Source organism: Micromonospora sp. C51 (assembly GCF_018070435.1).
GTDB lineage: Bacteria > Actinomycetota > Actinomycetes > Mycobacteriales > Micromonosporaceae > Micromonospora > Micromonospora sediminimaris.
Map to the genome: position 1 here is coordinate 136,784 of NZ_JAGPXQ010000006.1, position 25,266 is coordinate 162,049.

The window sequence follows — 25,266 nt, forward strand, 5'->3', positions numbered from 1 at the left end:
AACCGACGTCAGGACAGCGGAGGACATGCCGAAAAAAGACGGAGCCATCGAGATCGAAGGTCGGGTCATCGAGCCCCTGCCGAACGCTATGTTCCGGGTGGAGCTCGCCAACGGCCACAAGGTGCTGGCTCACATCAGCGGCAAGATGCGGCAGCACTACATCCGCATCCTGCCGGAGGATCGGGTCGTCGTCGAACTTTCGCCGTACGACCTGACCCGCGGGCGCATCGTCTACCGCTACAAGTAAGCCTGACGGCGGCCGGGAAACGTCCCGTGTCCGTCTTCGACGTCCGGTGTCGCGCCTCGTGACGCCGGGCCAGATGGGAAGTAAGGCAACCGTGAAGGTCAAGCCGAGCGTCAAGAGGATCTGCAACAAGTGCCGGGTGATCCGCCGGCACGGCCGGGTCATGGTCATCTGTACCGACCCGCGCCACAAGCAGCGCCAGGGCTGAACGAGCCCACACATCACACATGCTCGTCCCAGCCGCGAGCGGTGCGCAGCGCGTACTCCATCGTGGTTGACCCCCGGTCGAAGGCCGGGGCCCGCTCGGGCAGCGACCGATCCCGGTCGCCGGCGCCATCGGCGTCGGAAGGACAGGGACGGCCGGTAGCGGGGTGGGACGGGTCCACACCTTCGCAGCACACCACGAGGAGTACGCCCGCACATGGCACGTCTAGTCGGCGTCGACCTTCCCCGCGAGAAGCGGATGGAGATCGCGCTCACCTACATCTTCGGCGTGGGCCGCACCCGCGCCCTGGAGACGCTCAGCGCCACCGGCATCTCGCCGGACAAGCGCGTTCGGGACCTCACGGACGAGGAGCTGGTCCAGCTCCGGAACCACATCGAGGCCAACTACAAGGTTGAAGGCGACCTGCGCCGCGAGGTCGCCGCTGACATCCGCCGCAAGGTTGAGATCGGCTGCTACGCCGGCATCCGGCACCGCCGGGGCCTGCCCGTGCGTGGCCAGCGGACCAAGACCAACGCGCGGACCCGCAAGGGCCCGAAGCGGACTGTCGCCGGCAAGAAGAAGCCTGGCAAGAAGTAATTCTCAAACCGGAATTCTGGTCGTTCTCCGCCGAAGTGGGCCGGGCTCCAACCGGAACCGGTGTCCACTGAATCAACGGGTGACGGGCCAGTACCCGATCGAGAACCGAAACAGGAGCGCACAAGACTTATGCCACCGAAGGCTCGTGCCGGAGCCGCTGTAAAGAAGGTCCGGCGCAAGGAACGTAAGAACGTCGCCCACGGGCAGGCGCACATCAAGAGCACCTTCAACAACACCATCGTCTCGATCACCGATCCGACTGGTGCCGTCATCTCCTGGGCCTCGTCCGGCCAGGTGGGCTTCAAGGGCTCCCGCAAGTCGACTCCGTTCGCCGCGCAGCTGGCCGCCGAGGCCGCCGCGCGTCGGGCCATGGAGCACGGCATGCGCAAGGTCGACGTGTTCGTCAAAGGCCCCGGCTCCGGCCGGGAGACCGCCATCCGTTCGCTGCAGGCCGTGGGCCTTGAGGTCGGGCAGATCTCCGACGTCACCCCGCAGCCGCACAACGGGTGCCGTCCGCCGAAGCGTCGTCGGGTCTGAGAGGTAGAGAGAGATGGCTCGTTACACCGGTGCCGACTGCCGCCGTTGCCGGCGGGAGAAGATGAAGCTGTTCCTCAAGGGCAGCAAGTGCGATGGTCCGAAGTGCCCGTTCGAGTCCCGGCCGTTCCCGCCCGGGCAGCACGGCCGCGGCCGCACGAAGGAGACGGAGTACCTGCTCCAGCTCCGTGAGAAGCAGAAGGCCCGCCGCGTCTACGGCGTGCTGGAGAAGCAGTTCCGCGGCTACTACGAGGAAGCCGTGAGCAAGAAGGCCAAGACGGGCGAGGTGCTGCTGCAGATCCTCGAGTCGCGGCTGGACAACGTGGTCTACCGGGCCGGCTACGCCAAGTCCCGGGACATGGCCCGTCAGCTGGTCAAGCACGGTCACTTCACGGTGAACGGCAAGAAGGTCGACATCCCGTCGTACCGCGTCAAGGAGCACGACATCATCGAGGTCCGGGGCAAGAGCAAGGAGCTCACCCCGTTCATCGTGGCCCAGGCCGAGGCCGGCTCCAAGACCGTTCCGGCATGGCTGGAGGCGATCCCCAGCCAGATGAAGGTCCTGGTGCACTCGCTCCCGGCCCGACAGGTGATCGACACCCAGGTCCAGGAGCAGCTGATCGTCGAGCTCTACTCCAAGTAGGGCTCGTTGCGGTGGCCCGCCCGGCAGGGCGGGCCACCGGAACAGTTTGTGTCGTGGGCGTCATATGGCGGGCGCCCCGGAAGAGAAGAGAAGACATGCTCATCAGCCAGCGACCGACCCTCTCCGAGGAGTCGATCAACGAGACCCGGTCCCGGTTCACCATCGAGCCGCTGGAGCCGGGCTTCGGCTACACCCTGGGCAACTCGCTGCGGCGTACGCTGCTGTCGTCCATCCCGGGTGCGGCCGTCACCTCGATCAAGATCGACGGTGTGCTGCACGAGTTCACCACGATCCCCGGGGTCAAGGAGGACGTGGTCGAGCTCGTCATGAACATCAAGGAGCTCTGCGTCAGCTCCGAGCACGACGAGCCGGTCAGCATGTACCTGCGTAAGCAGGGCCCGGGCGACGTGACCGCCGGCGACATCCAGCCTCCGGCCGGTGTCTCGGTGCACAACCCGGACCTGAAGCTGGCCACCCTCAATGGCAAGGGCCGGCTCGACATGGAGCTGACCGTCGAGCGGGGTCGTGGTTACGTCACGGCGGCGCAGAACAAGCAGGCGGGCGCGGAGATCGGCCGGATCCCGGTCGACTCGATCTACTCCCCGGTGCTCAAGGTGACCTACCGCGTCGAGGCGACCCGCGTCGAGCAGCGGACGGACTTCGACCGACTGATCATCGATGTCGAGACCAAGCCGTCGATGGGGCCCCGTACCGCACTGGCCTCGGCCGGTTCGACGCTTGTGGAGCTGTTCGGGCTGGCTCGTGAGTTGGATGAGACCGCCGAGGGCATCGACATCGGCCCGTCCCCGCAGGACGCGCAGCTGGCGGCGGACCTGGCCCTGCCGATCGAGGAGCTGGACCTGACCGTCCGCTCCTACAACTGCCTCAAGCGCGAGGGCATCAACTCCGTTGGTGAGCTCATCGGGCGTACCGAGGCCGACCTTCTCGATATAAGGAACTTCGGTCAGAAGTCGATCGACGAGGTCAAGATGAAGCTCGCCGGGATGGGTCTCGGGCTGAAGGACTCGGCTCCGAACTTCGACCCGGCGCACGTCGTGGACGCCTTCGGCGAGGCCGACTACGACACCGACGACTACCGCGAGACCGAGCAGCTCTAGTCCGCGCTGCCGCCACACCTGAGGAGCACCAAGCATGCCCACGCCCACCAAGGGCCCCCGCCTCGGCGGCAGCCCCGCGCACGAGCGGCTGATGCTGGCCAACCTGGCCACCGCGCTGTTCCAGCACGGCAAGATCCAGACCACCGAGACCAAGGCCCGGCGGCTGCGTCCGCTCGCCGAGCAGCTGATCACCAAGGCCAAGCGGGGCGACCTCGCGTCGCGTCGGCGGGTGCTGACCGTGGTCAAGGACAAGGACGTGGTCTACGCCCTGTTCGACCAGATCGCGCCGCGGTACGCCAACCGCAGCGGCGGCTACACCCGGATCGTGAAGACCGGTCCGCGCAAGGGTGACGCCGCTCCGATGGCGATCATCGAGCTGGTCGAGGAGCTTCAGGTCGCCGAGCCGAAGGCGAACCGAAAGACCGCCGGGCGCAAGGCCGCCCAGCAGGACAAGGTCGAGGCGCTGGCACCGGCCGACGAGGCCCCCGAGTCGCGACCGGCCGACCAGGACGCCGAGCCGCCGCAGTCGGCCTCCGGTGACACCGCCGCTGCCCGTGAGGACAGCGATCTGGCCACCGAGGAAGGCAAGGCCTGACCAAGGCCGGTGAGACAGGCCCTGAGGCCAACGTCGGGCCCGGTATCCCCACCACGGGGGTGCCGGGCCCGATTCGTCGAGGAGGTACCACGTGGACGAGCGCACCCGGCTGCGGCTGGACGTCGCGTACGACGGCACGGCCTTCTCCGGCTGGGCCGCCCAGCCGCAGCGGCGCACGGTAGCCGGGGTGCTTGTCGAGACGCTGGACCTGGTGCTCGGCACCGGTGTCGCGACGGGACTGACCGTCGCCGGCCGCACCGACGCGGGGGTGCACGCCAGCGGGCAGGTCTGCCACCTGGATCTGCCTGTCGACGTCTGGCGGGCGCACGAGGGGCGGCTGCTACGCCGGCTGGCCCGGCTGCTCCCGACCGATGTGCGGGTGCGGGCGATGTGGGCGGTGCCGGCGACCTTCGACGCCCGCTTCTCGGCGACCTTCCGCCGCTACGAGTACCGGGTGACCGACGCGCCGTGGGGGTGCGACCCGCTGCGCCGGCACGAGATCCTGGCCTGGCCCCGGGCACTCGACCTCGACCGGCTCACCGCTGCGGCGGCCGGGCTGGTGGGGGAGCACGACTTCGCCGCGTACTGCCGGCGCAAGGAGAACGCCACCACACTGCGGGAGGTGACCAGGCTGGACTGGCGGCGGGACGCCGACGGGATCCTGGTCGCCACCGTGCAGGCCGACGCGTTCTGCCAGGCGATGGTCCGCAGCCTGGTCGGCGCCATGCTGGTCGCCGGGGACGGTCGCCGACCGGTGCCGTGGCCGGCGGACCTGCTGGCCCGTCGGGAGCGGGCCAGCGAGGTGACCGTGGCGCCGGCGCACGGGTTGACCCTGGTGGCGGTCGGCTACCCGGACGATCCCGCCGAGTACGCGCGCCGGGCCGAGGCGACCCGACGGCTACGGGTTTCCGCCGACAGTTGAGCGGCCGGCCCTGCCGCGCGGCGTGGGCGGCCGGTCAGTCCTCGGTGGACTCGTCCTGGCTGCCGGTGTCGTCGGTGGGGCCCTCGGTCGGCTGGCTGGCCGTCCCACCCTCGGCCCGCCGCTCCAGCACCCCCTGGTTGAGGTGCTGTTCGAGCATGTCGAAGAGGATCTCGCGGACTCCGGTGTCACCGGAGCGGATGGTGGCGCCGTCGGTACGGGCGACCACCGCGTAGGCGATGTAGTGGCCGCGTACCTGCCAGCCGACCCGCGCCGGTGCGGTGGCGATGACCTCGGTGTCATCTCCGGCCGACATGCCGCGGAAGCGGCCCTGCCGCTCGTCGAGCAGCTGGCGGATCCGATCGCGGGCCCGCTCGGCGCTGGACCGGTCAGTGAGGTTGAACAGTCCCGTGGTGACCAGGTGGTCGCCGTCCGGTGCGCGGAGGGTGGCCCGGACGACCTGGTTGCAGCCGAGCCGTACCAGCAGGTCCGAGACCTCACCGGTGGCGGCTACCGCACAACTGGCGCTGGACTGGGTACGTAGCACCTCGTAGCCGTTCTCACCGTCGCCGACGGCGAGAGTGCTGGCGGGGAACACCTCGCGGGCGGTGAGCGGCGCCTGGTCGGTGTCCCGGGAGTCGAGGTCGCTGGCCTCGGCGGGCACCGTGTCACGGGTGGTGTCCGGTGCGGCGCTGGGCCCGGCCTGCTGACCGATCAGGGTCCGACCGTCCATCAGGGTGGCGGCGGTGAGACCGCAGAGAGCGAGCAGCACCAGCGCCGCGGCACCACCGACCAGCACCTGCCACGCACGACCGCCACCTCGGCGGGGCGGGGGCGCGACGGTCGCCGTGCCCGGCTCCGGCGGTGCCGCCGCCACGCCGACCGACGTCCGTTCGTCGGGCGCGGGCGGTGCCGGGTCGTACCGTGGTGCCGGTTCCTGCTGCGTTGCGGGGAACGCCCCCCGTGGCGGCGCCGACGATGGCAGCATGATCTGGTTCGGTCGGGCCAGCGACGGGGTGGGGAAGCGCGACGGGGACGGCCCGGCCGGGGGCGGCGGGCCGGGCTGGGGCGGACTGCCCGCGGTCTCGTCGTCCCGGTACGGGACGTATGCGTCCTCATCGGAGTCGTACCGATACACCATGCCGTCCAGAGTAGGGATGTTTATCCCTTTAGCGGGTATTTTGCGGAAATGCGTTGGATGAACGTGTCGGAGCCGGTGCTGCCGCCGGCCGTCGGCCCGATCCGCACTCGGTGCGAGAATGGCCCGCGTGACCGGGGACCACTACTTCACCGCCGAGCCGACCGCGCCTGCCCAGGTGCGCGAGGTGCAGTTCACCGTCGCCGGCCGCGACTACACCCTGGCCTCGGCGTCCGGGGTCTTCTCGGCCAGCCGCCTCGACCCGGGCACCGCGGTGTTGCTGCGCAAGGCCGAACTGCCCGGTGCCGCGACCGCCGGTGCGTTGCTCGACCTCGGTTGCGGGTTCGGTCCGATCTCCTGCGTGCTCGCCACCGTCACGCCCACCGCGACGATCTGGGCTGTCGACGTGAACGAGCGGGCCCGGCAGCTGACGGCTGAGAACAGCGCCCGGCTCGGCCTGTCCGAGCGGGTGCGGGTGACGGCTCCCGAGGAGGTACCCGCCGACCTGCGCTTCGCCCAGATCTGGTCCAACCCGCCGATCCGGGTCGGCAAGGAGGAACTGCACGAGATGCTGCTGAGTTGGCTGCCCCGGCTCGCCCCGGACGGGGTGGCCTGGCTCGTGGTGGCCCGCCACCTCGGCGGTGACTCGTTGCAGCGCTGGCTGGTCGAGCAGGGCTGGCAGGTGGCTCGGCACGCCAGCCAGAAGGGGTTCCGGGTGTTGCGCGTCACCCGCTGAGCGGGTAATCGGTTGGCCTGCCGGGCCGGCTCGGGCAGGATGCCCGCGTGGGATACGTGGACGTGGCGGCGGTCGGGCATGTCCTGCCCGACGGGCGGGAACTCTTCGCCGACGTGTCGTTCCGGGTCGGCGAGGGTGCCAAGGTGGCGCTGGTCGGGCCGAACGGCGCGGGCAAGACGACGTTGCTGCGGATGGTCGCCGGTGACCTGCCGGTGCGCACCGGTGCGATCGCGCGTACCGGTGGGCTGGGCGTCATGCGCCAGTTCATCGGCATGATCGGTGACGATTCGACCCTCGCCGACCTGGCCCTTTCGCTCGCGCCGCCGACGCTGCGCGAGGCTGGGCGCCGGCTGGCCGAGACCGAGGCGGCCATGCGCGACGCCGAGGTACGCGGCAAGTACAGCACCGCCGCCGGCAAGGCCCAGCTGGCGTACGCCGACGCGTTGGCCGCCTGGGGAGAGACCGGCGGGTACGACGCCGAGGTGCTCTTCGACACCGTCGCCACCATCGTCCTCGACCTGCCCTGGGAGACCGCCCGGCAGCGTCCGGTCCGGACCCTCTCCGGCGGGCAGCAGAAGCGCTTCGCGCTGGAGTTGCTGCTGCGCGGCCCCGACGAGGTGCTGCTGCTCGACGAGCCGGACAACTTCCTCGACGTACCCGGCAAGCGCTGGCTGGAGGCGCGGCTGCGGGAGTCGGCCAAGTCGGTGCTCTACGTCTCGCACGACCGGGAGTTGCTGGCGCACACCGCCGACCGGGTGGTCGCGGTGGAAGGCGGCAGCGCCTGGGTGCACCCGGGCGGCTTCGCCAGCTGGCACGCGGCACGCGTGTCCCGGCACGACCGACTCGACGAGCAGCGCAAACGGTGGGACGAGGAGCACCAGAAGCTGCGCGAGCTGATGCTGATGTACAAGCAGAAGGCCGCGTACAACTCTGGGATGGCCTCGCGCTACCAGGCGGCGCAGACCCGGTTGCGCAAGTTCGAGGAGGCCGGGCCGCCGCCCGTACCGCCGAAGGAGCAGGACATCCGGATGCGGCTGGCCGGCGGACGGACCGGGAAGCGGGCGCTGGTCTGCGAGCAGCTGGAGCTGGACGGCCTGACCTACCCCTTCGACCTGGAGTTGTGGTACGGCGACCGGCTCGCGGTGCTCGGCGCCAACGGCACCGGGAAGTCGCACTTCCTGCGCCTGCTGGCCCGGGGCGGGACGGACCCGGACCCGGCGAACGGCCCCGTCGACGGTGCGGCGGCACTGGCCCCGGTGGCGCACGACGGGGTGGCCCGCCTCGGCGCGCGGGTGCGTCCCGGTCACTTCTCGCAGACCCACGACCGGCCGGAACTGATGGCGAAGACGCTCGTCGAGATCCTCTGGCGGGGCGACGAGCACCGGGCCGGCATGGATCGGCACACCGCCATGGCGGCGCTGTCCCGGTACGAGCTGGCGGGGCAGGGTGACCAGCGCTTCGGTACCCTCTCCGGCGGGCAGCAGGCCCGTTTTCTGGTGCTGCTGCTGGAGCTGTCCGGCGCGACCATGCTGCTGCTCGACGAGCCCACCGACAACCTCGACCTGGCCTCGGCCGAGGCGCTGGAGGCCGGGCTCACCGCGTTCTCCGGCACGGTGGTGGCGGTCACCCACGACCGTTGGTTCACCCGGACCTTCGACCGGTTCCTGCTGTTCCGGGGCGACGGTGAGGTGGTCGAGACCGACGAGCCGGTCTGGGACGTGGCCTGAGCGGTCTGGTCCCGCGGTCGCCCCTGCGACCACCCGACGGGGCGACATATGGTGATCTCGTGAGTGAGATGACCTATCGCCGGCTGGGCGACTCCGGGCTCGTGGTGTCCGTCGTGGGGATCGGCTGCAACAACTTCGGCCGCAAACTCGATCTCGACGGCACCCGCGCGGTGGTCGACGCGGCCCTCGACGCCGGAATCAACTTCTTCGACACCGCCGACATCTACGGCGAGCCGCACGGCGCCTCGGAGGCGCAGCTCGGCGCGGCCCTGAAGGGCCGCCGCGACGACGTGGTGCTGGCGACCAAGTTCGGCATGTCGATGGCCGGTAGCAACGGGCGGGACTTCGGGGTACGCGGCTCGCGGCGGTACGTGATCCGGGCGGTCGAGGCGTCGTTGCGGCGGCTGGACACCGACTACATCGACCTGTACCAGTTCCACGAGCCGGACCCGGGCACCCCGATCGACGAGACGCTGTCCGCCCTGGACGACCTGGTCCGCGCCGGCAAGGTGCGGTACCTCGGCAACTCCAACTTCGCCGGCTGGCAGATCGCCGACGCCGACTGGACGGCGAAGACCCGGGGACTCACCCGGTTCGTCAGCGCGCAGAACCACTACAGCCTGCTCAACCGGGACGTCGAGATCGAGGTGCTGCCGGCCTGTGACCGGTTCGGGTTGGGCATGCTGCCGTTCTTCCCGCTGGCCAACGGGCTGCTCACCGGCAAGTACAAGCGGGGTGAGGCGCCACCCGCCGGCAGCCGCCTGGCCGGCGGTGGACGGTACGCCCAGCGGCTCGCCGCTGCCGACTGGGACACCATCGAGGGCATCGAGGCGTACGCCACGGAACGGGGTGTGCCGATGCTGCACGTGGCGATCGGCGGGCTGGCCGCCCAACCGGCGGTCACCTCGGTAATCGCCGGCGCCACCACACCCGAGCAGGTACGCGCCAACGCCGAAGCCGGCACCTGGCACCCCACCGAGACCGACCTGAAGGCGCTCCGCAAGATCCTCGACCACTGACCCGGGCCGCCCCCACCTGTTGATCATGAGGTTGGCGGCGAAGTTGATCTCTAGGGTTGCCGCCAACCTCATGATCAACGGGGCTGTGTGGAGGGGCCCCGCCCGGACGGTGCCGGGCGGGGCCGTGGGCTTACAGGTTGCGGTTGGGGGCCAGGCGGGTGGGGTCGCCACCCAGGCGGCCGGCACCCTTGACGGACTCGCCGTCGTTGGCCCGTACGCCCGTCTTGCTGGCCGTGCCGCCGAGCCGGACGATCATGGCATCGGCGTCCCGGATCAGCACGTCCCGGATCTCCGCCTCGCCGACCAGCTCGGCGTCACCGGCCAACGTCCGGAACGCGGTGAGCTGGTTGATCGCCCGCTTGTCGTTGCCGCTCGCCTCCGCCGTACGGGCGTTGGAGAGCCGCTTCGACAACTGGTTGTACGCCTTGTTGCTGAGTCGGCCCGTCGCCTTGAACCGGTCCAGCAGGTTCTGCATGTCCCGGAACGAGGTGGTGACGAAGAAGCGGACCGTGGTGGTGGTGTCGTTGCCCGCCTTGTCGGTCGCCGTGACGGTCAGCTCGTGCAGGCCCAGCGGCAGCTCGTACATCGCCTGGAGCGTGCCGCTGACGTAGGGACGGTCGTCGAGCCGGCCGACCACTGACGCGATGCCCGAGGTCGGGTCGACCGCCTGCCAGGACACCCGGACGTCCTGGCTGTCACCGTAGAGCTGGCCGTCGGCGATGCCGGAGACCAGCAGGGTCGGCTTGGTGCCGTCGATGCGTACCACCGCCGCCTTCAGCGTCTCGGCGTTGCCGGCGGTGTCGGTGGCCCGGTAGAGCAGCTCGTGGTCCCCGTCGCCACTGATCTCGACCGGCTCGGTGTACGGCGTCCAGTCGCCGCCGTCGAGCGACCACTCCAGCAGCGCCACCCCGGAACCGGCGTCGGTCGAGGTGAGCACCACCGGGACGGTGCCGTCGTGCCAGCCCTCGTCGTTCGCCGGGGCGAACGTCGCGGTGCTGACCGGCGCGGTGGCGTCGATGCGGACGGTGACCGCCTTCGTCTCCTCCACGTTGCCGGCCTCGTCGACGGAGCGGAACCGCAGCTCGTGCTCGCCGTCTCCGGTCACCGGCACCGGTCCGGTGTAGGCGGTCCACTCGGTGGCGTCATCGAGCTGGTACTCGGTGCGCGCCACCCCGCTGCCGCCATCCTCGTCGGCGGCGGTCAGGGTGACCGTCGCCGGACCGGTGAGCCAACCCTCGACCGGGGTGCCGGACACCTCGGCCGTGGTGACAGGGGCGGTGTCGTCGTCCGGTCCGGCCTCGGTGGAGAACCGGAAGTAGTCGAACGACGCCGACTTCGAGGCGGTCTGGTTGCCACTGAGGGTGAACACGCCCACCTTCGGGGTAGCCCCGACGGCCGCGTTGGTGAGTTCGGTCAGGGCCGTCCAGGTGGTGCCGTCGGCCGAGTACGACGCGGTGTAGGTGTCACCGCTGCGCACCAGCCGCAGATACCACTCGGCCGAGGTCAGGCTCTCCGCACCCGGCTGTGGATCCTGGATCGTCCCGTCGATCTCGCTGCGGAACTCGATCCGCCGGGACACCGGCTGGCCAGCCTGGTTGTCCACCACGAAGTCGAACTTCAGGTAGTTGTCGTCGTCGCCGTACACGATCAGACCGGCCTGCTGGTACTGCTCGTCCAGCAGACTGCCGTCGATCTTGGTCTCCATCGTCCAGTCGCCGCTCGGCGTGTTCTGGAGGATGAAGTTCGTCGGCCCGGTGTTGTTGGTGCCGTAGATGTCACCGTTGGGCACGTCGATGTGCAACGAGCCACCGCTGACCCGGTAGGCGCTCAGGTCCTCCCGGAGGATCGCGTTCCACCGGCACTTGTCCAGCGAGATGCCGGTGAACTCGTCGGACGGGTCGACCGGGCCGGCCGGCTCGTCCGGTATCACCTGGAACCAGTCGAACGCGGCCTCCACCACGGGTGCGTCGGTGCCCCCGTTGAGCGCGAACAGGCCGATTCGCGGGTTCTCGATGCCCTCCAACGCGGCGGAGCGACCGACCGGGGTGAAGGTCTGGCCGTCGGCCGAGAGCGCGGCGGTCAGGCTGGTGCCGTCGCTGCTCACCCGCAGGTAGACGGTGTCACCCGCCGGTGCGTCGGTGCTGTCGTCACCCTCGTTGCGCGGGGTGCCGGCGGTCTCCCGGATGAACTCCACCCGGCGGCTGCCGTTGTAGAGCAGGTCCAGCTTGGCGTAGTTCTCGTCGTCGCCGTAGACCAGCAGGCCGGCCTGCTGGTAGTTGGCCGTCACCGGCAGGGTGACCTTTGTGGTCGCCTGCCAGGCTCCCGACGGTGCCGGCTGGAGCACCAGGTTGGTGGCGTCGTTACGGCTGCCGTAGAGGTCACCGGCCCCGGTGGGAAGTCGCAGCGTGCCGTCGGAGACGGACAGGAGCTGGTTCTCCCGCACCACCTCCCACCGGTCGCGGTCGAGCGTGTCGCCGTCGAAGTTGTCCGAACGTGCCCCGAGGCACGACGTGTTCGGCGAGTCGACCCGAACCGGCACGGTCGCGTACGACCGGGCACCACGGCTGTCGGTCACCGTCAGGGTGGCGGTGAAGTTGCCGGGTGCGGTGTACGTGTGCTCGGCCTGGAGCGTGTCCGCCGTGCCGCCGTCACCGAATTCCCACTCGTACGTCAGTGGGGTGTCGCCCTCGGGGTCGGTGGCGGTGCCGCCGAACGCGATGGTGAGCGGCGCGGTGCCGGTGGCCGGAGTGGCGGTCGCGGTGACCGCCGGGGGCGCGTTGTCGGTGACGCCCTTGCCGACGAAGTCCGCCCAGTTGACGTTGAACAGCGATCCCTCGCCGCCCGCCGGGTCCTGGGCGACGAAGTACAGCGAACCGCTCGCCGCACCCGTCACCGGCGCGGTGACGTCGGTGTAGGTCTGCCAGTCGCCGGTACCCGGCACGGTCGCCGAGGCGACCACCGGGCCGTCGACCGCGCCGGCGCGGACCTCGATCACACCGCCGCTGGTCGCCGACGAGACCCGGAAGCGGATCTCGTCGATCTCGGTCAGGTCGGCCGGTACCACCGACCACCAGTCGCCGTCCTCGATGGCGCCGATGTTCTGGCCGCCGCCGGCGGAGTCGCCGGTGGTCTCGCGCGTCACCCCGGCGTCACCGCCGCCGGTGCCGTCCTCGGTCCGGCCGGTCGCGGTGAAGTACTCGGCCTGCTTGCGCTTGGGCTGGAGAATCTCGATCGCCCGGCCGGTCAGCGGGTCGGCCCCACCGGAGCCGCCCTGGTCGGTGTAGGTCGCCTCGAAGACGGTGAAGACGTTCGCCTCGGCACCGTGTCCGGCGGCGAGCTGGGTCTGCACCGTTCCGGTGCAGCCGGTGTGCTGCTCCAGCGGGTGGGCGTGCTCGTCATGACCGAGCAGCACCTGGAGCTGGACGTCGGCGCAGTCGACCTCCCCGTCCTCCGGGTCGGTCACCGTGATCGTGTACTTGACCTGGTCGCCCCAGTCGAAGAAGCCACCGTCCGGCGGGAACTCGATTGTCACGGTCGGCGCGGTGTTGCCCACCGTGATCGGCACGTTCGCCACCGCCGTACGACCCTTGGGGTTGGTGACGGTGAGCTGGGCGGTGTAGTTGCCCGCCTCGGCGTACGTGTGGGTGGGGTTGGCCTCGGTGGAGGTGCCACCGTCGCCGAAGGTCCAGGCGTAGGTGAGCGCGCCCCCGTCGGGGTCACGTGAACCGGCGCTGGAGAAGGTCACCTCCAGCGGGGGCTGCCCCGAGGTGGGCTCGGCACTGGCGACCGCGATCGGCGCCCGGTCACCGGCGATGTAGTCGATCCGGTAGACGCCGGAGTTGTCGTTGTTGCCGCCGAAGCCGCTGCCCCACTCGATCAGGTACATCGCACCGTCGGGACCGAACTCGAAGTCCATCGGGCGGATGAAGGACATCCCGGTGAGCAGCTGGTTGATGTCGACCAGCTCGGTGCCGTCCGCGGAGACCTGCATCGTGTACATCTTCGACTGGTTCCACTCGCCGAGCAGCGCCTTGCCGTCGTAGTACGCCGGCCACTTGCGGTCCGAGTCGAGGTCGGCGTCGTACCGGTAGACCGGGCCGCCCATCGGCGCGCCGCCGCCACCGATCTCGGGGTAGCGCGGGTCACCGCCGTAGCCGTAGTCGACGGTGGCCGGGATGGCCGGCGGGAGGTTGGTCAGGCCGGTGTTGTTCGGCGAGTTGTTCACCACGGCGGCGCAGTCGAACTTCGGTCCGCTCGGGCCGGAGGGGAACTGGTAGTCGTTGTAGGCCTCGTTGGTCCCCGTGCAGTACGGCCAGCCGTAGTTGCCCGGTTCGGCGACGATGTTCCACTCCACCAGGCCCTCGGGACCACGGTCGGGGTTGTCCGACGAGGCGTCCGGGCCGTAGTCGGCGACGTAGAGGGTGTCGGTGGCCGGGTCGATGCCGATCCGGAACGGGTTACGGAAGCCCATCGCGTAGATCTCGGGCCGGGTCTGCTCCGTGCCCGGCGGGAAGAGGTTGCCCTCCGGGATGGTGTAGGTCCCGTCGTCCTCCGGGTGGATCCGGATCACCTTGCCGCGCAGGTCGTTGGTGTTGCCGGAGGTGCGCTGCGCGTCGTAGTCGGCGCGTCCGGGCCGCTCGTCGATCGGCGTGTACGCGTCGGACGAGAACGGGTTGGTGTTGTCCCCGGTGGCCAGGTAGAGGTTGCCGGCGGAGTCGAACGTCATGGTGCCGCCGGCGTGGCAGCAGGTGTTGCGTTGGGTGTCGACCTGGAGCACGACCTGCTCGGTGGCCGCGTCGATCGAGTCACCGCTGACGGTGAACCGGGAGAGCACGTTGCGCGCCACCCCGTCGTTCGGCGCGTAGTAGAGGTAGACCCAGTTGTTGGTGGCGAAGTCCGGGTCGAGTCGGATGCCGATCAGGCCGTCCTCGTTGCCGGTGAAGACGTCGAGGTCGATGGCGGTGACCGTGTTGCCGGTGTCCGGCTTGACGATCTGCACCCGGCCGTCGCGTTCGATGTAGAAGACCCGGCCGTCGGGGGCGATGTCCAGCTCCATCGGGTTGCTGGTGTTGCTGTCCAGCGTCACCTTCTCGAAGCTGGCGGTCAGCGACGCCCCACAGTCGGCACCCTGGATGCCAGCGGCGGTGCGGATGCCGCCGAGCAGGTGGGTGCGGAACTCCGGCTCGGCGTACGACTCGTCGGTGTGGCCGCCGCCGGTGTACCAGGCCCGGCCTCCGTCGTAGTCCTGGCACCAGGCGATCGGGTGGTCGTGTCCCATCGCGCCGGAGCCGGCGTTGTAGCTGGTCTCGTCGAGGGTGGCCAGCACGTGCACCGAACCGCGCGGGTTGGTGCGGTAGTTGTACCACTCGTCGAAGCGGGACCAGCGTCCCGGCAGGTGGGCGGTGGAGGGGTGAGCCGGATCCTCCACCTTGACCGTGGCCTGCTGGTTGGCCGGGTGGCTGTTGAAGTACGCCCCCACCAGTTCGCCGTACCAGGACCAGCTGTACTCGGTGTCGGCGGCGGCGTGGATGCCGGCGTAGCCGCCACCGGCCTGGATGTAGCGCTCGAACGCCGCCTGCTGGTCGGCGGTCAGCACGTCTCCGGTGGTGGAGAGCCAGATGACCGCCCGGTACTGAGCGAGGTTCGCGTCGGTGAAGGCTGCGCCGTCCTCAGTGGTGTCGACGGTGAAACCGTGCTCGACGCCGAGCTCCTGGATGGCGGCGATGCCGGTGGGGATGGAGGCGTGACGGAAGCCGGCGGTCTTGGAGAAGACCAGCACCGAGAACGTCTCGGCGGCGGCCTCCGGAACCGCTTGGGCGATGGGGGCGGGCGCGGCCTGGGCGGCCGGGGCCGCGAAAAGCATGCTCGCGGCGAGGCCGAGGGAGAGTACGGCGGCTGTCAGGGGTGCGCGGGCACGAGGTGTTCGGGGCACTCCGGTCTCCTTTGTCCTTGCTGGACAGGGGTCACGGGGTCGGCCCGCCGAAGACCGTCCCAGATGGAGCCGGTTCGGCCACCTTGCCGAAGGGTGCCGTCCCAGCATTTTTGTCGAGTCGCTGAACAAATTAGTTCCGCTAGAACGATTAATGGCAAGGCTTCAATTGATAACAGTTCGGTAAACGCAAGCGACATTCCCGCACAGCCCACCCAAACCACCATGGCCGCCGGCCCGCACCTCGGGCAGAGGTACGGGCCGGCAGTGATGGTTCGGCTAGGTCGGCCTACTACCCGGGCGTGAGTCGGAAGTAGTCGAACGCGGCCGTCTTCGAGGCCGTCTGGTTGGCGCCGAGAGTGAACAGGCCCACCCTCGGGGTCGTCCCGACCGCGGTGCTCGTCAACGTCCCCAGGGTCGTCCAACTCGTGCCGTCGGCCGAGTACGCGGCGGTGAAGGTGTTTCCGCTGCGCGACAGCCGCAGGTGCCAGATGCCCTGGGTCAGGCCGGTCGCCTGTGGCTGCGTACTCTGCACCGCCCCGCCGACCTCGCTGCGGAACTCGATCCGTCGCGAGACCGTCTGGCCGGCCGCGTTGTCCGTCACGTAGTCGAACTTGAGGTAGTTGTCGTCGTCGGCGTACACCAGCAGACCAGCCTGCTGGTACTGCTCATTGAACAGACTGCCGTCGACCCGGGTCTGCATCGTCCAGTTCCCGGCCGGGCTGTTCTGGAGGATGAAGTTCGTCGGCCCGGTGTTGCCGGTGCCGTAGATGTCACCGTTCGGCACGTCGACGCGCAGCGCGCCGTCGGTCACCCGGTAGCGGGTCGCATCCTCCCGGACGATGGCGTTCCACCGGCACTTCTCCAGGCTGGTGCCGGTGAACTCGTCCGACGGTGCGACGACGCCCGTGGTGATCTCCGGGGTTACCCGGAACCAGTCGAACTGGGCGTTCACCACCGGCGCGGTGGTGCCGCCGTTGAGAGCGAAGAGACCGATCCGGGGGTTGCTGATCCCGGCCAGCGCGGCGGAGCGACCGACCGGGGTGAAGGTCTGCCCGTCGGTCGAGTAGGCGGCGGTCAGGTTCGTCCCGTCGCTGGTCAGTCGCAGATGGATGGTGTCACCGGTGGGCGCCGCGGTGGAGTCCGTGCTCTCATTGCGCGGCGTCCCGGCGCTTTCCCTGATGAACTCCACCCGGCGGCTGCCACCGTAGAGCAGGTCCAGCTTGGCGTAGTTGTCGTCGTCGCCGTAGATCAGCAGACCGGCCTGCTGATAGTCGGCCCGGGCCGCCACGGTGACCCGGGTGGTCGCCTGCCAGGCCCCGCTGGGCGCGGGCTGGAGCACCAGGTTCGTGGCGTCGTTGCGGGTGCCGTACAGGTCACCCGCCGCGGTGGGCAGCCGCAGCGAACCGTCGGTGAGGGAGTACGACTCGGTCCCGCGCACCACGCCGGTCCACCGCTGACGATCCAGCGAGGTGCCGGTGAACTCGTCGGAGCGCAGTGTCCCCGGCTCTGCCTGGCAGGGGTTGCCCGCCCCGTCGACCCGGATCGGCACGCTGGCCTGCCCCCGGGCACCCCGGCTGTCGGTGACCGTCAGGGTGGCGGTGTAGCTGCCCGGCGTGGTGTACGTGTGGGTGGCGTTGAGCGTGTCCGCGGTCTCGCCGTCGCCGAAGTCCCAGGCGTACGTCAGGGGGGTGTCCCCGTCCGGGTCGGTCGCCGTACCGGTGAAGGTCACGGCCAGTGGCCCGGTCCCGCTGGTCGGGGTGGCCGAGGCGGTGACCGTCGGTGGGGCGTTGCCGCTCACCCCCGGGCCGACGAAGTCCATCCAGTTGACGTTGAACAGGGTGCCGGAGCCGCCGTTCGGGTCCCGGGCGACGAAGTACAACGCGCCCTCCGCGGCGGCGCCGTTGGGTATCTGCGCGGTGATGTCGGTGTACGTCTGCCACCCTCCGGTACCGGTCACGGTGGCGGTGGTGATCAGTGGTCCGTTCGCGGCTCCGGCGCGTACCTCGATGCGGCCGCCGGAGGTGGCCGAGGCGACCCGGAACTGGATCGAGGTGACGCCGGTCAGGCTGGCCGGACTCACCGACCACCAGTCGCCGTCCTCGATGAATCCGATGTTCTGCCCGCCGCCGGCGGTGTCACCGGTGGTCTCCCGCTCCACTCCGGCGGTGCCGCCCCCGGTGGCGCCCGCCACCCGTCCGGTGGCCGAGTAGTACTCGGCCTCCTTACGTTTCGGCTGAAGGACCACAAGTGCCCGGCCGGTCTGTGGCTCGGCCCCGTCGGACCCGCCCTGGTCGGTGTAGGTCGCCTCCAGCACGGTGAAGACGTTCGCGTCCGCCCCGTGGCCGTCGGCGAGCTGGGTCTGCACCGTGCCGGTGCAGCCGGTGTGCCGCTCCAGCGGGTGGGCGTGCTCGTCGTGGCCGAGGAGGACCTGGAGTTCGACGTCGTCGCAGTCGATCGTCCCGTCCTCCGGGTCGGTGACCTTGATGGTGTAGGCGACCTGGTCGCCCCAGGCGAAGAAGCCACCATCCGGCGGGAACTCGATGGTCACGGTCGGTGCCGTGTTGCCGACGGTGATCGGCACGTTCGCCACCGCGCTCCGGCCCGCCGGGTTGGTCACCCGGAGCTGCGCCGTGTAGCTGCCCGACTGGGTGTACGTGTGGGTCGGGTTGGCCTGGGTGGAGGTGCCGCCGTCGCCGAACGTCCAGGCGTAGGTGAGCGCTCCGCCGTCGGGGTCGCGCGAGCCGGCGCTGGAGAAGGTGACGGCGAGCGGTGGCGCTCCGGAGGTGGGGTTCGCCGAGGCGACCGCGATCGGGGCGCGGGCACCGGCGGTGTAGTCGATCCGGTAGACGCCGGAGTTGTCGTTGTTGCCGCCGAAGCCGCTGCCCCACTCGATCAGGTACAGCGCGCCGTCGGGGCCGAACTCGAAGTCCATCGGCCGGACGAAGGTCATCTGGTCGAGGATCCGGTTGATGTCGACAAGGGACTTGCCGTCCCGGCTGACCTGCATGGTGTACATCCGCGACTGGTTCCACTCGCCGAACATGGCCTTGCCGTCGAAGTACGCCGGCCACTGGCGGCGGGACGAGATGGTCGGGTCGTACCGGTAGACCGGCCCGGCCATGGGCGCTCCACCGCCGCCGATCTCCGGGTAACGGGAGTCACCGCTGTAGCCGTAGTCGACGGTGGCCGGGATGGCCGCCGGCAGGTTGGTCAGACCGGTGTTGTTCGGGGAGTTGTTCACCGGCGCGGCGCAGTTGAACTTCGATCCGCTCGGGCCGGACGGGAACTGGTAGTCGTTGTACGCCTGATTCGACCCGTGGCAGTACGGCCAGCCGAAGTTGCCGGGCCGGTCGACGATGTTCCACTCCACCAGTCCCGCCGGGCCCCGGTTCGGGTTGCTGGTGGTGGCGTCCGGGCCGTAGTCGGCGACGTAGAGCACGTCGGTGACCGGGTCGATGCCGATCCGGAACGGGTTGCGCAGGCCCATCGCGTAGATCTCCGGCCGGGTCCGCGCGGTGCCCGGGGCGAAGAGGTTTCCGGCCGGGATGGTGTAGGTGCCGTCGGCCTGCGGCCGGATCCGGAGCACCTTGCCGCGCAGGTCGTTTGTGTTTCCGGCGGTGCGCTGCGAGTCGTAGTCAGACCGGCCGGAGCGCTCGTCCAACGGGCTGTAGCCACCGGACTCGAAGGGGTTGGTGTTGTCCCCGGTGGCCAGGTACAGGTTGCCGGCCGAGTCGAAGGTCATCGTCCCGCCCATGTGGCAGCAGGTGTTGCGCTGCGTGGGCACCTCCAGCACGACCCGCTCGCTCGACGGGTTGATCGTGTCTCCGGTGACGGTGAACCGGGACAGGTGGTTGCGGGAGCCACCCGCGCTCGGGGCGTAGTAGAGCCAGACCCACCCATTGCTGGCGAAGTTGGGGTCGAGCCGGATGCCCAGCAGGCCGTCCTCGTTGCCAGCGAAGACGCTCAGCCGCAGCGCGGTGACCGTCTGGCCGGTGTCCGGCTTGATGATCTGCACCCGGCCGTCGCGCTCGATGTAGAAGACCCGCCCGTCGGGGGCGATGTCCAGCTCCATCGGGTTGCTGGTGTTGCTGTCCAGGGTCACCTTCTCGAAGCTGGCGGCCCGACCGGCACCGCAGTCGGCGTGCACCACCCCGGCAGCGGTCTGGATACCACCGAGCAGGTGTTGCCGGAACTCGGCGTTGGCGAAGGAATCCTGGGTGTGCCCGCCACCTGTGTACCAGGACCGGCCACCGTCGAAGTTCTGGCACCAGGCGATCGGGTGGTCGTGCCCCATCGCCCCGCTGCCCGGGCTGTAGCTGCGCTCGTCGAGCGAGGCCAGCACCTGCACCTGACGGGCGCGGGGGTTGGTGCGGAAGTTGTACCACTCGTCGTAACGGGACCACCGCTCCGGCAGGTGCCGGGTCGACTCGTGGGTGGTGTCCTCGACCTTCACCGTCGCCGTCTGGTTGGCCGGGTGGTTGTTGAAGTAGGCACCGACCAGTTGGCCGTACCAGGCCCAGTCGTACTCGGTGTCCGACGCGGCGTGCACGCCGACGTATCCGCCACCGGCGCGGATGTATCGCTCGAAGGCCGCCTGCTGGCTGGCGTTGAGCACATCACCCGTGGTCGACAACCAGATGACCGCCTGGAACCTGGCGAGGTTGGTGTCGGTGAAGGCGGCGCTGTCCTCGGTGGTGGTGACGGTGAACCCGTTCGCCGTGCCGAGTTGCTGGATCGCGCTGATGCCGGCCGGGATCGAGTCGTGTCGGAATCCGGCGGTCTTGGAGAAGACCAGGACGGAGAACGGCTCCGCCGCCGCCGCGGCGACCGGAACGGTGGGGCGGGCGGCCTGAGCGGCGGCGGGGCCGGTGATCGGGGCCGGTGCGGCGGCCAGGATGAGTGCAAGGGCGAGTAGCGCCATGGTGACTGCGGCGAGCGGGGCTCGGCGCCGACTGAGTCGGGGCACGAAGATCTCCTCTGTCCGTGGGACGGTCCGGAGTGGACGGCGGTGGTCACTCCCGTCGGTCCGACCGCCCATACCTGACGAGCGAGGTCTGGGTGCCGACTCAGCCGATCCGATCACTCAATTTGCGTTAGTGAATCTAGTTTCGAGCAAGGTGGAGCCTTGTAACGTTTTGGTAACGAGGCCATTTGTATTGGTGTGAGTCACTGCATATCCGGCCTTTTTCCGGCCCGCCGTGCTGCCGCGGGTCCGTTCAGCAGGCCGTGGCGGAGTCGGCATGACCGGGTGGCCCGCACCGCCACCGGCGGCGCGGGACGGGCTTGGCGGAGCCGGCGAAACGACGTACGGTGACACCCAACGAACCCACGGGAGCCCGGTGTACCGGGCTGAGAGGGGGGCTGTGAGCCCCCGACCGTCGAACCTGATCCGGGTAATGCCGGCGCAGGGAGGAGTGTTGCCGTGCCGTCCCTGGGGCGACTGCATCTGATCACCGACACCCGACCCGGGCGGGATCCGCTCGCCGTGCTCCGTGCCGTGCTCCCGGTGGCCCACAGCCAGCTGGTGGTGCAGGTCCGCGTGGAGGACAGCGAGACGGACCGGCAGGCGTACGAGCTGACCCGGCAGGTGTTGGCCCTCGGCACGCCGTACGGGGTGCCCTGCCTGGTCAACGACCGACTGCACGTGGCACTGGCCACCGGCGCCGCCGGCGGTCACGTCGGTGCCGACGACCTGCCCGTGGCGGCGGCCCGGGAGGTGCTCGGACCGGCGGCGGTGCTGGGTGCCACCGCGCGGGAACCGGCAACCGCGCTCGCGGCGGTAACCGCCGGGGCGAGCTACCTGGGGGTGGGGCCGTGCCGCGCCACCGCCACCAAGGACGGGCTGCCACCGCCGATCGGTGTGGCCGGTGTCCGGGCGGTGGTCGAGGCGGTCGAGGTGCCGGTGATCGCCATCGGTGGGGTGACGGCGGCGGACGTGCCCGGGTTGCGGGCCGCCGGCGCGTACGGGGTGGCGGTGGTCGGTGCGCTCTCCGGAGCCACCGATCCCGCCCGCGCCGCCGCCGAGCTGGTTCGGGCGCTGGCATGACCGGACGCCCCGCCACCACCGACGTGCCGCAGCGCCGTCCCGATGTGGCCGTCGTGGGGGGCGGTCCGATCGGGTGGGCGGTCGCCTGGCGGTGCGCGGCGCGCGGGTTGCGGGTGGTCGTGCACGATCCGGCACCCGGGTCGGGTGCCTCGTACGTGGCTGCCGGCATGTTGGCACCGGTCGCCGAGGCGTACTTCGGCGAGCGGGAGCTGACCGCCCTGCTGACCGAGTCGGCCGGCCGCTGGCCCGGGTTCGCCGCCGAACTGACCGAGGTGACCGGCACCGACATCGGCTACCGGACCGAGGGCACCCTGATGGTCGGGCTGACCGCCGACGACCTCGCCGAGGCGCGTCGGCTCTGGGCGTACCAGCAGGAGCTGGGGTTGCCGGTGACGCCCCTGCGCCCGTCGCCGCTGCGCGAGCGCGAGCCGGCGCTGGCGCCCCGGGTGCGCGGCGGCGCGCTCGCCGCCACCGACCATCAGGTCGACCCGCGTCGGCTGGTACCGGCGTTGCGGCTGGCGGCGGAGCGGGCGGGAGCGGTGCTGGTCGCCGAGCCGGTGCGCCGGCTGTCCGACGTCACGGCCGGCGCGACCGTGGTCGCCGCCGGCTGCGGCAGCGCGGCCCTGACCGGCCTGCCGGTCCGGCCGGTCAAGGGACAGGTGCTGCGGCTGCGCGCGCCGGATGGCGGGCCGCCCGGCTTTCGGCACGTGATCCGGGGGTACGCCGATGGCGAGCACGTCTACCTGGTGCCGCGCGACAGCGGCGAGGTGGTCGTCGGCGCGACCGTCGAGGAGCGCTCCGACCTGGACGTCTCCGCCGGAGCGGTGCTGCGGCTGCTGCGGGCCGCCGTCGACCTGCTGCCCGAGATCGCCGAGTACGACCTGGTGGAGGCGCTGGCGGGGCTGCGCCCGGGCACACCGGACAATGCGCCGATCCTGGGCCCGTTGCCGGGGCACCCGGACGTCCTGGTCGCCACCGGTCACCACCGGCACGGGATCGTGCTGACCCCGATCACCGCAGACCTGATCACCGATCTGGTCACCGGGGAGGGCAACTCCGACGCACTGCTGGCGCCCTTCCGGCCGGACCGGTTCGCCGAACCGCCCGGCGTCGTGGGCGCAACGGTCGCTGGCACTTTTCCGTACTCGACGGAGGACAACTCGTGGAACTGACGGTGAACGGTGCCGGGCGCAGCCTGCCGGACGGACTGACCGTGGCCGACCTGGTCCGCGACATCACCGGCCAGCAGCGCGGTGTCGCGGTGGCGGTCAACGGTGAGGTGGTGCCGCGTACCGGTTGGCCGGCGACGGTGCTGCGCGGCGGTGACCGGGTCGAGGTGCTCAGCGCCGCCCAGGGCGGGTGAGCCGGATGGACAACGAATCGAGCCCCTTCGAGCTGGGCGGTGTCCGGTTCAACTCGCGGCTGATCCTCGGTACCGGCGGAGCGGCCAACCTCCACGTGCTGGAGCAGGCGATCCGGGCGTCCGGCACCGAGTTGGTCACCCTGGCGCTGCGCCGGGTCGAGACGGTGCCCGGCGGCTCGGGCGGTCTGCTGGACCTGCTCGACCGGTGTGGGGTGCGGCTGTTGCCCAACACCGCCGGCTGCTACACGGCGGGCGAGGCGGTGAAGGTGGCCCGGCTGGCCCGGGACGCGTTCGAGACCGACTGGGTCAAGCTGGAGGTGATCGGCGACGAGCGGACGCTGCTGCCCGACGGGGTGGAGTTGCTGCGCGCCGCCGAGGAACTGGTCGACGACGGGTTCACCGTACTGCCGTACACCTCCGACGACCCGGTGCTGGCGCGGCGGCTGGCCGACGTCGGTTGCGCGGCGGTGATGCCGGCCGGCGCGCCGATCGGCTCCGGCCTGGGGATCAACAATCCGCACCACATCCGGCTCATCCGGCAGGACGTGAGCGTGCCGGTGATCCTGGACGCGGGCATCGGTACCGCCTCCGACGCGGCGCTCGCCATGGAGCTGGGCTGTGACGCGGTGCTGCTGGCCAGCGCGGTGACCCGGGCCGCCGACCCGGTGGCGATGGCCACCGCGATGCGGTACGCGATCGCCGCCGGCCGCCTCGCCCATGGCGCCGGCCGCATCCCCCACCGCTTCCACGCCCTCGCCTCCACTCCCGACGAAGGCCGTCCCGACCTGTGACCGCCCGGACCGAAATTGTGGATCTCGGTGCGAAGCCGCCCCGCCAAGGGAGCTTGCCGGCCAGGATCCCGCCGATCTGCGGTGTCGTTGTGTTGACCGATCGGCGGGTGGCGCGGGGTGGGCTGGCCCGAGTGGTGGCGGCCGCGGTGGCCGGGGGAGTGCGCTGGGTGGTGTTGCGGGAGAAGGATCTGCCGCGCGTCGAGCGCCTCGCCCTCGCCGCCGAGCTGCGATCGATCCTGAGCGAGGCCGGCGGAACCCTCATCGTCGCCGGCCCCGACCCGCTGCTGCACGCCGATCCGGGCCGCCCTCTGACTGCCCTGCATCTGTCGGCGGCTGGCCCGTACCCACCGCCCGCCGCCGACCTGGTCGGCCGCTCCTGCCATGACGCGGCGGAACTGCAGCGCCTCACCACCGAGGACTACGTGACCCTCTCGCCGGTCTTCCCCACCCGGACCAAGCCCGGCTACGGCCCACCCCTGCTCGCCGAAGGGCTGGCCGAGCTGATCCGGCTGAGCCCGGTGCCCGCGCTGGCCCTCGGCGGCATCGAAACCCCCGACCAGGTGCACGCCTGCGTCCAGGCCGGAGCCACCGGAGTGGCAGTCCTCGGCACCGTCATGCGCGCGCACGACCCACAGCAGACAGCCGCCACCCTCACCGCCGCCTTCCACGCCACGACCGCTCCGGAACCCGCCAAGAATCCGCCAAGCCGGCACGTTCCGGCGGGGGATGACCACGACGGGGCTGCGGCCGACCGTGCCCACGCAGGGATCAAGCCTGACCGCCCGGAGTGGGCACGGTCGGCCGCAGCCCCCAACCGCAACCACAGAGCAACAACAACCCCCGACCACCAAGAGGAACTGCCGTGACCACCCCCACCACCGTGCTGACCGTCGCCGGTTCCGACTCCGGTGGCGGCGCCGGCATCCAGGCTGACCTGAAGGTCTTCGCCGCGCTCGGCGCGTACGGCACGAGCGTGCTGACGGCGGTCACCGCGCAGAACACCCGGGGTGTGGACGCGGTGCTGCCGCTGCCCCCGCAACTGGTCACCGATCAGCTGGACAGCGTGCTGTCGGACTTCGCGGTACGGGCGGTCAAGACCGGGATGCTGGGCACTCCGGCGGTGGCGGCCGCGATCGCCGACGCGGCGGCGGCCGACCGGCTACCGCAACTGGTCGTCGACCCGGTGCTGGTGGCCACCAGCGGGCACCAGCTCGGCGTGGTGGAGGCGGTGGAGCGGTTGCTGCCGTACGCCCGGGTGGCCACACCGAACAGCGCGGAGGCCGCCGCCCTCACCGGGGCGGCCGTGACCGACGTGGCGGAGATGACCACGGCGGCGCGGGCCCTGGCGGCCGGCGGACCGGAGTGGGTGATCGTGACCGGCGGCGACGTGGACGCCGGTACGGAGGCGGTGGACGTGCTGCACGGCCCGGACGGGACGACGGTGCTGCGCGCCCCGCGGGTGCCGACCCGGCACACCCACGGCACCGGTTGCTCGTTCTCGGCGGCCGTGACGGTGCGGCTGGCGCTGGGCGATCCGGTGCCGGTGGCGGTCCGGGCAGCCAAGGAGTACGTGACCCGGGCGCTGACCGGCGCGCGGGACTGGGAGCTGGGCGCGGGCCGTGGACCGATGGACCACTTCGGCTGGTCCGCCTGATCAGG

General features: G+C 70.7%; 19 protein-coding genes, 1 pseudogene and 1 riboswitch. Of the genes and pseudogenes, 17 read left to right on the forward strand and 3 right to left on the reverse strand.

Features of this window, described 5'->3' with window-relative positions; genetic code table 11:
• Positions 1-25 precede the first annotated feature (25 nt).
• The 8 genes from infA to truA all read left to right on the forward strand — a co-directional run bounded on the left by infA (position 26) and on the right by truA (position 4,858).
• Positions 26-247 (forward strand): translation initiation factor IF-1, encoded by a 222-nt coding sequence (infA, locus tag KBX50_RS10210; RefSeq protein WP_007073013.1) that lies wholly within the window; start codon positions 26-28, stop codon positions 245-247.
• A gap of 91 nt (positions 248-338) precedes the next feature.
• Positions 339-452: a 50S ribosomal protein L36 gene (gene rpmJ, locus KBX50_RS10215; RefSeq protein WP_012184307.1), complete on the forward strand. Its 114-nt coding sequence runs from the start codon at positions 339-341 to the stop codon at positions 450-452.
• A 213-nt stretch (positions 453-665) separates the two neighbouring features.
• Positions 666-1,046 carry a 30S ribosomal protein S13 gene (rpsM, locus tag KBX50_RS10220; protein ID WP_093403631.1) on the forward strand — a complete coding sequence of 127 codons (381 nt, stop codon included), beginning with the start codon at positions 666-668 and terminating at the stop codon, positions 1,044-1,046.
• A 129-nt stretch (positions 1,047-1,175) separates the two neighbouring features.
• Positions 1,176-1,583 (forward strand): 30S ribosomal protein S11, encoded by a 408-nt coding sequence (rpsK, locus tag KBX50_RS10225; protein WP_013288613.1) that lies wholly within the window; start codon positions 1,176-1,178, stop codon positions 1,581-1,583.
• A gap of 13 nt (positions 1,584-1,596) precedes the next feature.
• Complete coding sequence (gene rpsD, locus KBX50_RS10230) at positions 1,597-2,223, forward strand: 30S ribosomal protein S4 (RefSeq protein ID WP_093403633.1); 627 nt, start codon at positions 1,597-1,599, stop codon at positions 2,221-2,223.
• 95 nt (positions 2,224-2,318) lie between these two features.
• On the forward strand, positions 2,319-3,341 hold the full coding sequence (locus tag KBX50_RS10235) for a DNA-directed RNA polymerase subunit alpha (RefSeq protein ID WP_013735931.1): 1,023 nt from the start codon (positions 2,319-2,321) through the stop codon (positions 3,339-3,341).
• Between the two features lie 34 nt (positions 3,342-3,375).
• Complete coding sequence (rplQ, locus tag KBX50_RS10240) at positions 3,376-3,936, forward strand: 50S ribosomal protein L17 (protein WP_210936531.1); 561 nt, start codon at positions 3,376-3,378, stop codon at positions 3,934-3,936.
• 91 nt (positions 3,937-4,027) lie between these two features.
• Positions 4,028-4,858: a tRNA pseudouridine(38-40) synthase TruA gene (gene truA, locus KBX50_RS10245; RefSeq protein ID WP_210936533.1), complete on the forward strand. Its 831-nt coding sequence runs from the start codon at positions 4,028-4,030 to the stop codon at positions 4,856-4,858.
• 34 nt (positions 4,859-4,892) lie between these two features.
• Here truA and KBX50_RS10250 read toward each other — a convergent pair whose 3' ends face one another.
• The gene (locus KBX50_RS10250; protein ID WP_210936535.1) at positions 4,893-5,996 is read right to left on the reverse strand and encodes a hypothetical protein; all 1,104 of its coding nucleotides are present in this window, start codon (positions 5,994-5,996) and stop codon (positions 4,893-4,895) included.
• 127 nt (positions 5,997-6,123) lie between these two features.
• On the opposite strand from KBX50_RS10250, the gene KBX50_RS10255 reads away from it, so the two are divergent.
• From KBX50_RS10255 to KBX50_RS10265, 3 genes are all read left to right on the forward strand, one after another.
• Positions 6,124-6,729, forward strand: coding sequence for a class I SAM-dependent methyltransferase (locus KBX50_RS10255; RefSeq protein WP_210936537.1), 606 nt, complete (start codon positions 6,124-6,126; stop codon positions 6,727-6,729).
• A gap of 47 nt (positions 6,730-6,776) precedes the next feature.
• Positions 6,777-8,456 (forward strand): ABC-F family ATP-binding cassette domain-containing protein, encoded by a 1,680-nt coding sequence (locus tag KBX50_RS10260; protein ID WP_210936539.1) that lies wholly within the window; start codon positions 6,777-6,779, stop codon positions 8,454-8,456.
• A gap of 68 nt (positions 8,457-8,524) precedes the next feature.
• Entirely contained in the window at positions 8,525-9,475 is a 951-nt protein-coding gene (locus KBX50_RS10265; protein WP_210936664.1) for an aldo/keto reductase, read from the forward strand.
• Between the two features lie 130 nt (positions 9,476-9,605).
• Here KBX50_RS10265 and KBX50_RS10270 read toward each other — a convergent pair whose 3' ends face one another.
• The gene (locus tag KBX50_RS10270) at positions 9,606-15,407 is read right to left on the reverse strand and encodes a ThuA domain-containing protein (protein WP_210936541.1); all 5,802 of its coding nucleotides are present in this window, start codon (positions 15,405-15,407) and stop codon (positions 9,606-9,608) included.
• Positions 15,408-15,696: 289 nt separating this feature from the next.
• A complete protein-coding gene (locus KBX50_RS10275; RefSeq protein ID WP_247673464.1) occupies positions 15,697-20,328 on the reverse strand; it encodes a ThuA domain-containing protein in 4,632 nt (1,543 codons plus the stop codon).
• Between the two features lie 397 nt (positions 20,329-20,725).
• Positions 20,726-20,835: riboswitch (TPP riboswitch) on the forward strand.
• Here KBX50_RS10275 and KBX50_RS10280 point away from each other — a divergent pair.
• The 6 genes and pseudogenes from KBX50_RS10280 (at position 20,830) to thiD (ending at position 25,261) form a co-directional block, all read left to right on the forward strand.
• Positions 20,830-21,453, forward strand: a complete 624-nt coding sequence (locus tag KBX50_RS10280) for a thiamine phosphate synthase (RefSeq protein ID WP_210936545.1) — start codon at positions 20,830-20,832, stop codon at positions 21,451-21,453. It overlaps the preceding riboswitch by 6 nt.
• Positions 21,450-22,625, forward strand: coding sequence for a glycine oxidase ThiO (thiO, locus tag KBX50_RS10285; RefSeq protein WP_210936547.1), 1,176 nt, complete (start codon positions 21,450-21,452; stop codon positions 22,623-22,625). Before KBX50_RS10280 ends, thiO begins: the two co-directional genes overlap by 4 nt.
• Entirely contained in the window at positions 22,616-22,816 is a 201-nt protein-coding gene (gene thiS / locus KBX50_RS10290; RefSeq protein WP_093403646.1) for a sulfur carrier protein ThiS, read from the forward strand. Before thiO ends, thiS begins: the two co-directional genes overlap by 10 nt.
• A gap of 5 nt (positions 22,817-22,821) precedes the next feature.
• Positions 22,822-23,607 (forward strand): thiazole synthase, encoded by a 786-nt coding sequence (locus KBX50_RS10295; RefSeq protein ID WP_210936549.1) that lies wholly within the window; start codon positions 22,822-22,824, stop codon positions 23,605-23,607.
• Positions 23,608-23,672: 65 nt separating this feature from the next.
• Positions 23,673-24,293 (forward strand): annotated as a pseudogene (locus KBX50_RS10300) (thiamine phosphate synthase); the annotation flags it as partial.
• A 176-nt stretch (positions 24,294-24,469) separates the two neighbouring features.
• A complete protein-coding gene (thiD, locus tag KBX50_RS10305) occupies positions 24,470-25,261 on the forward strand; it encodes a bifunctional hydroxymethylpyrimidine kinase/phosphomethylpyrimidine kinase (protein WP_210936551.1) in 792 nt (263 codons plus the stop codon).
• Positions 25,262-25,266 lie beyond the last annotated feature (5 nt).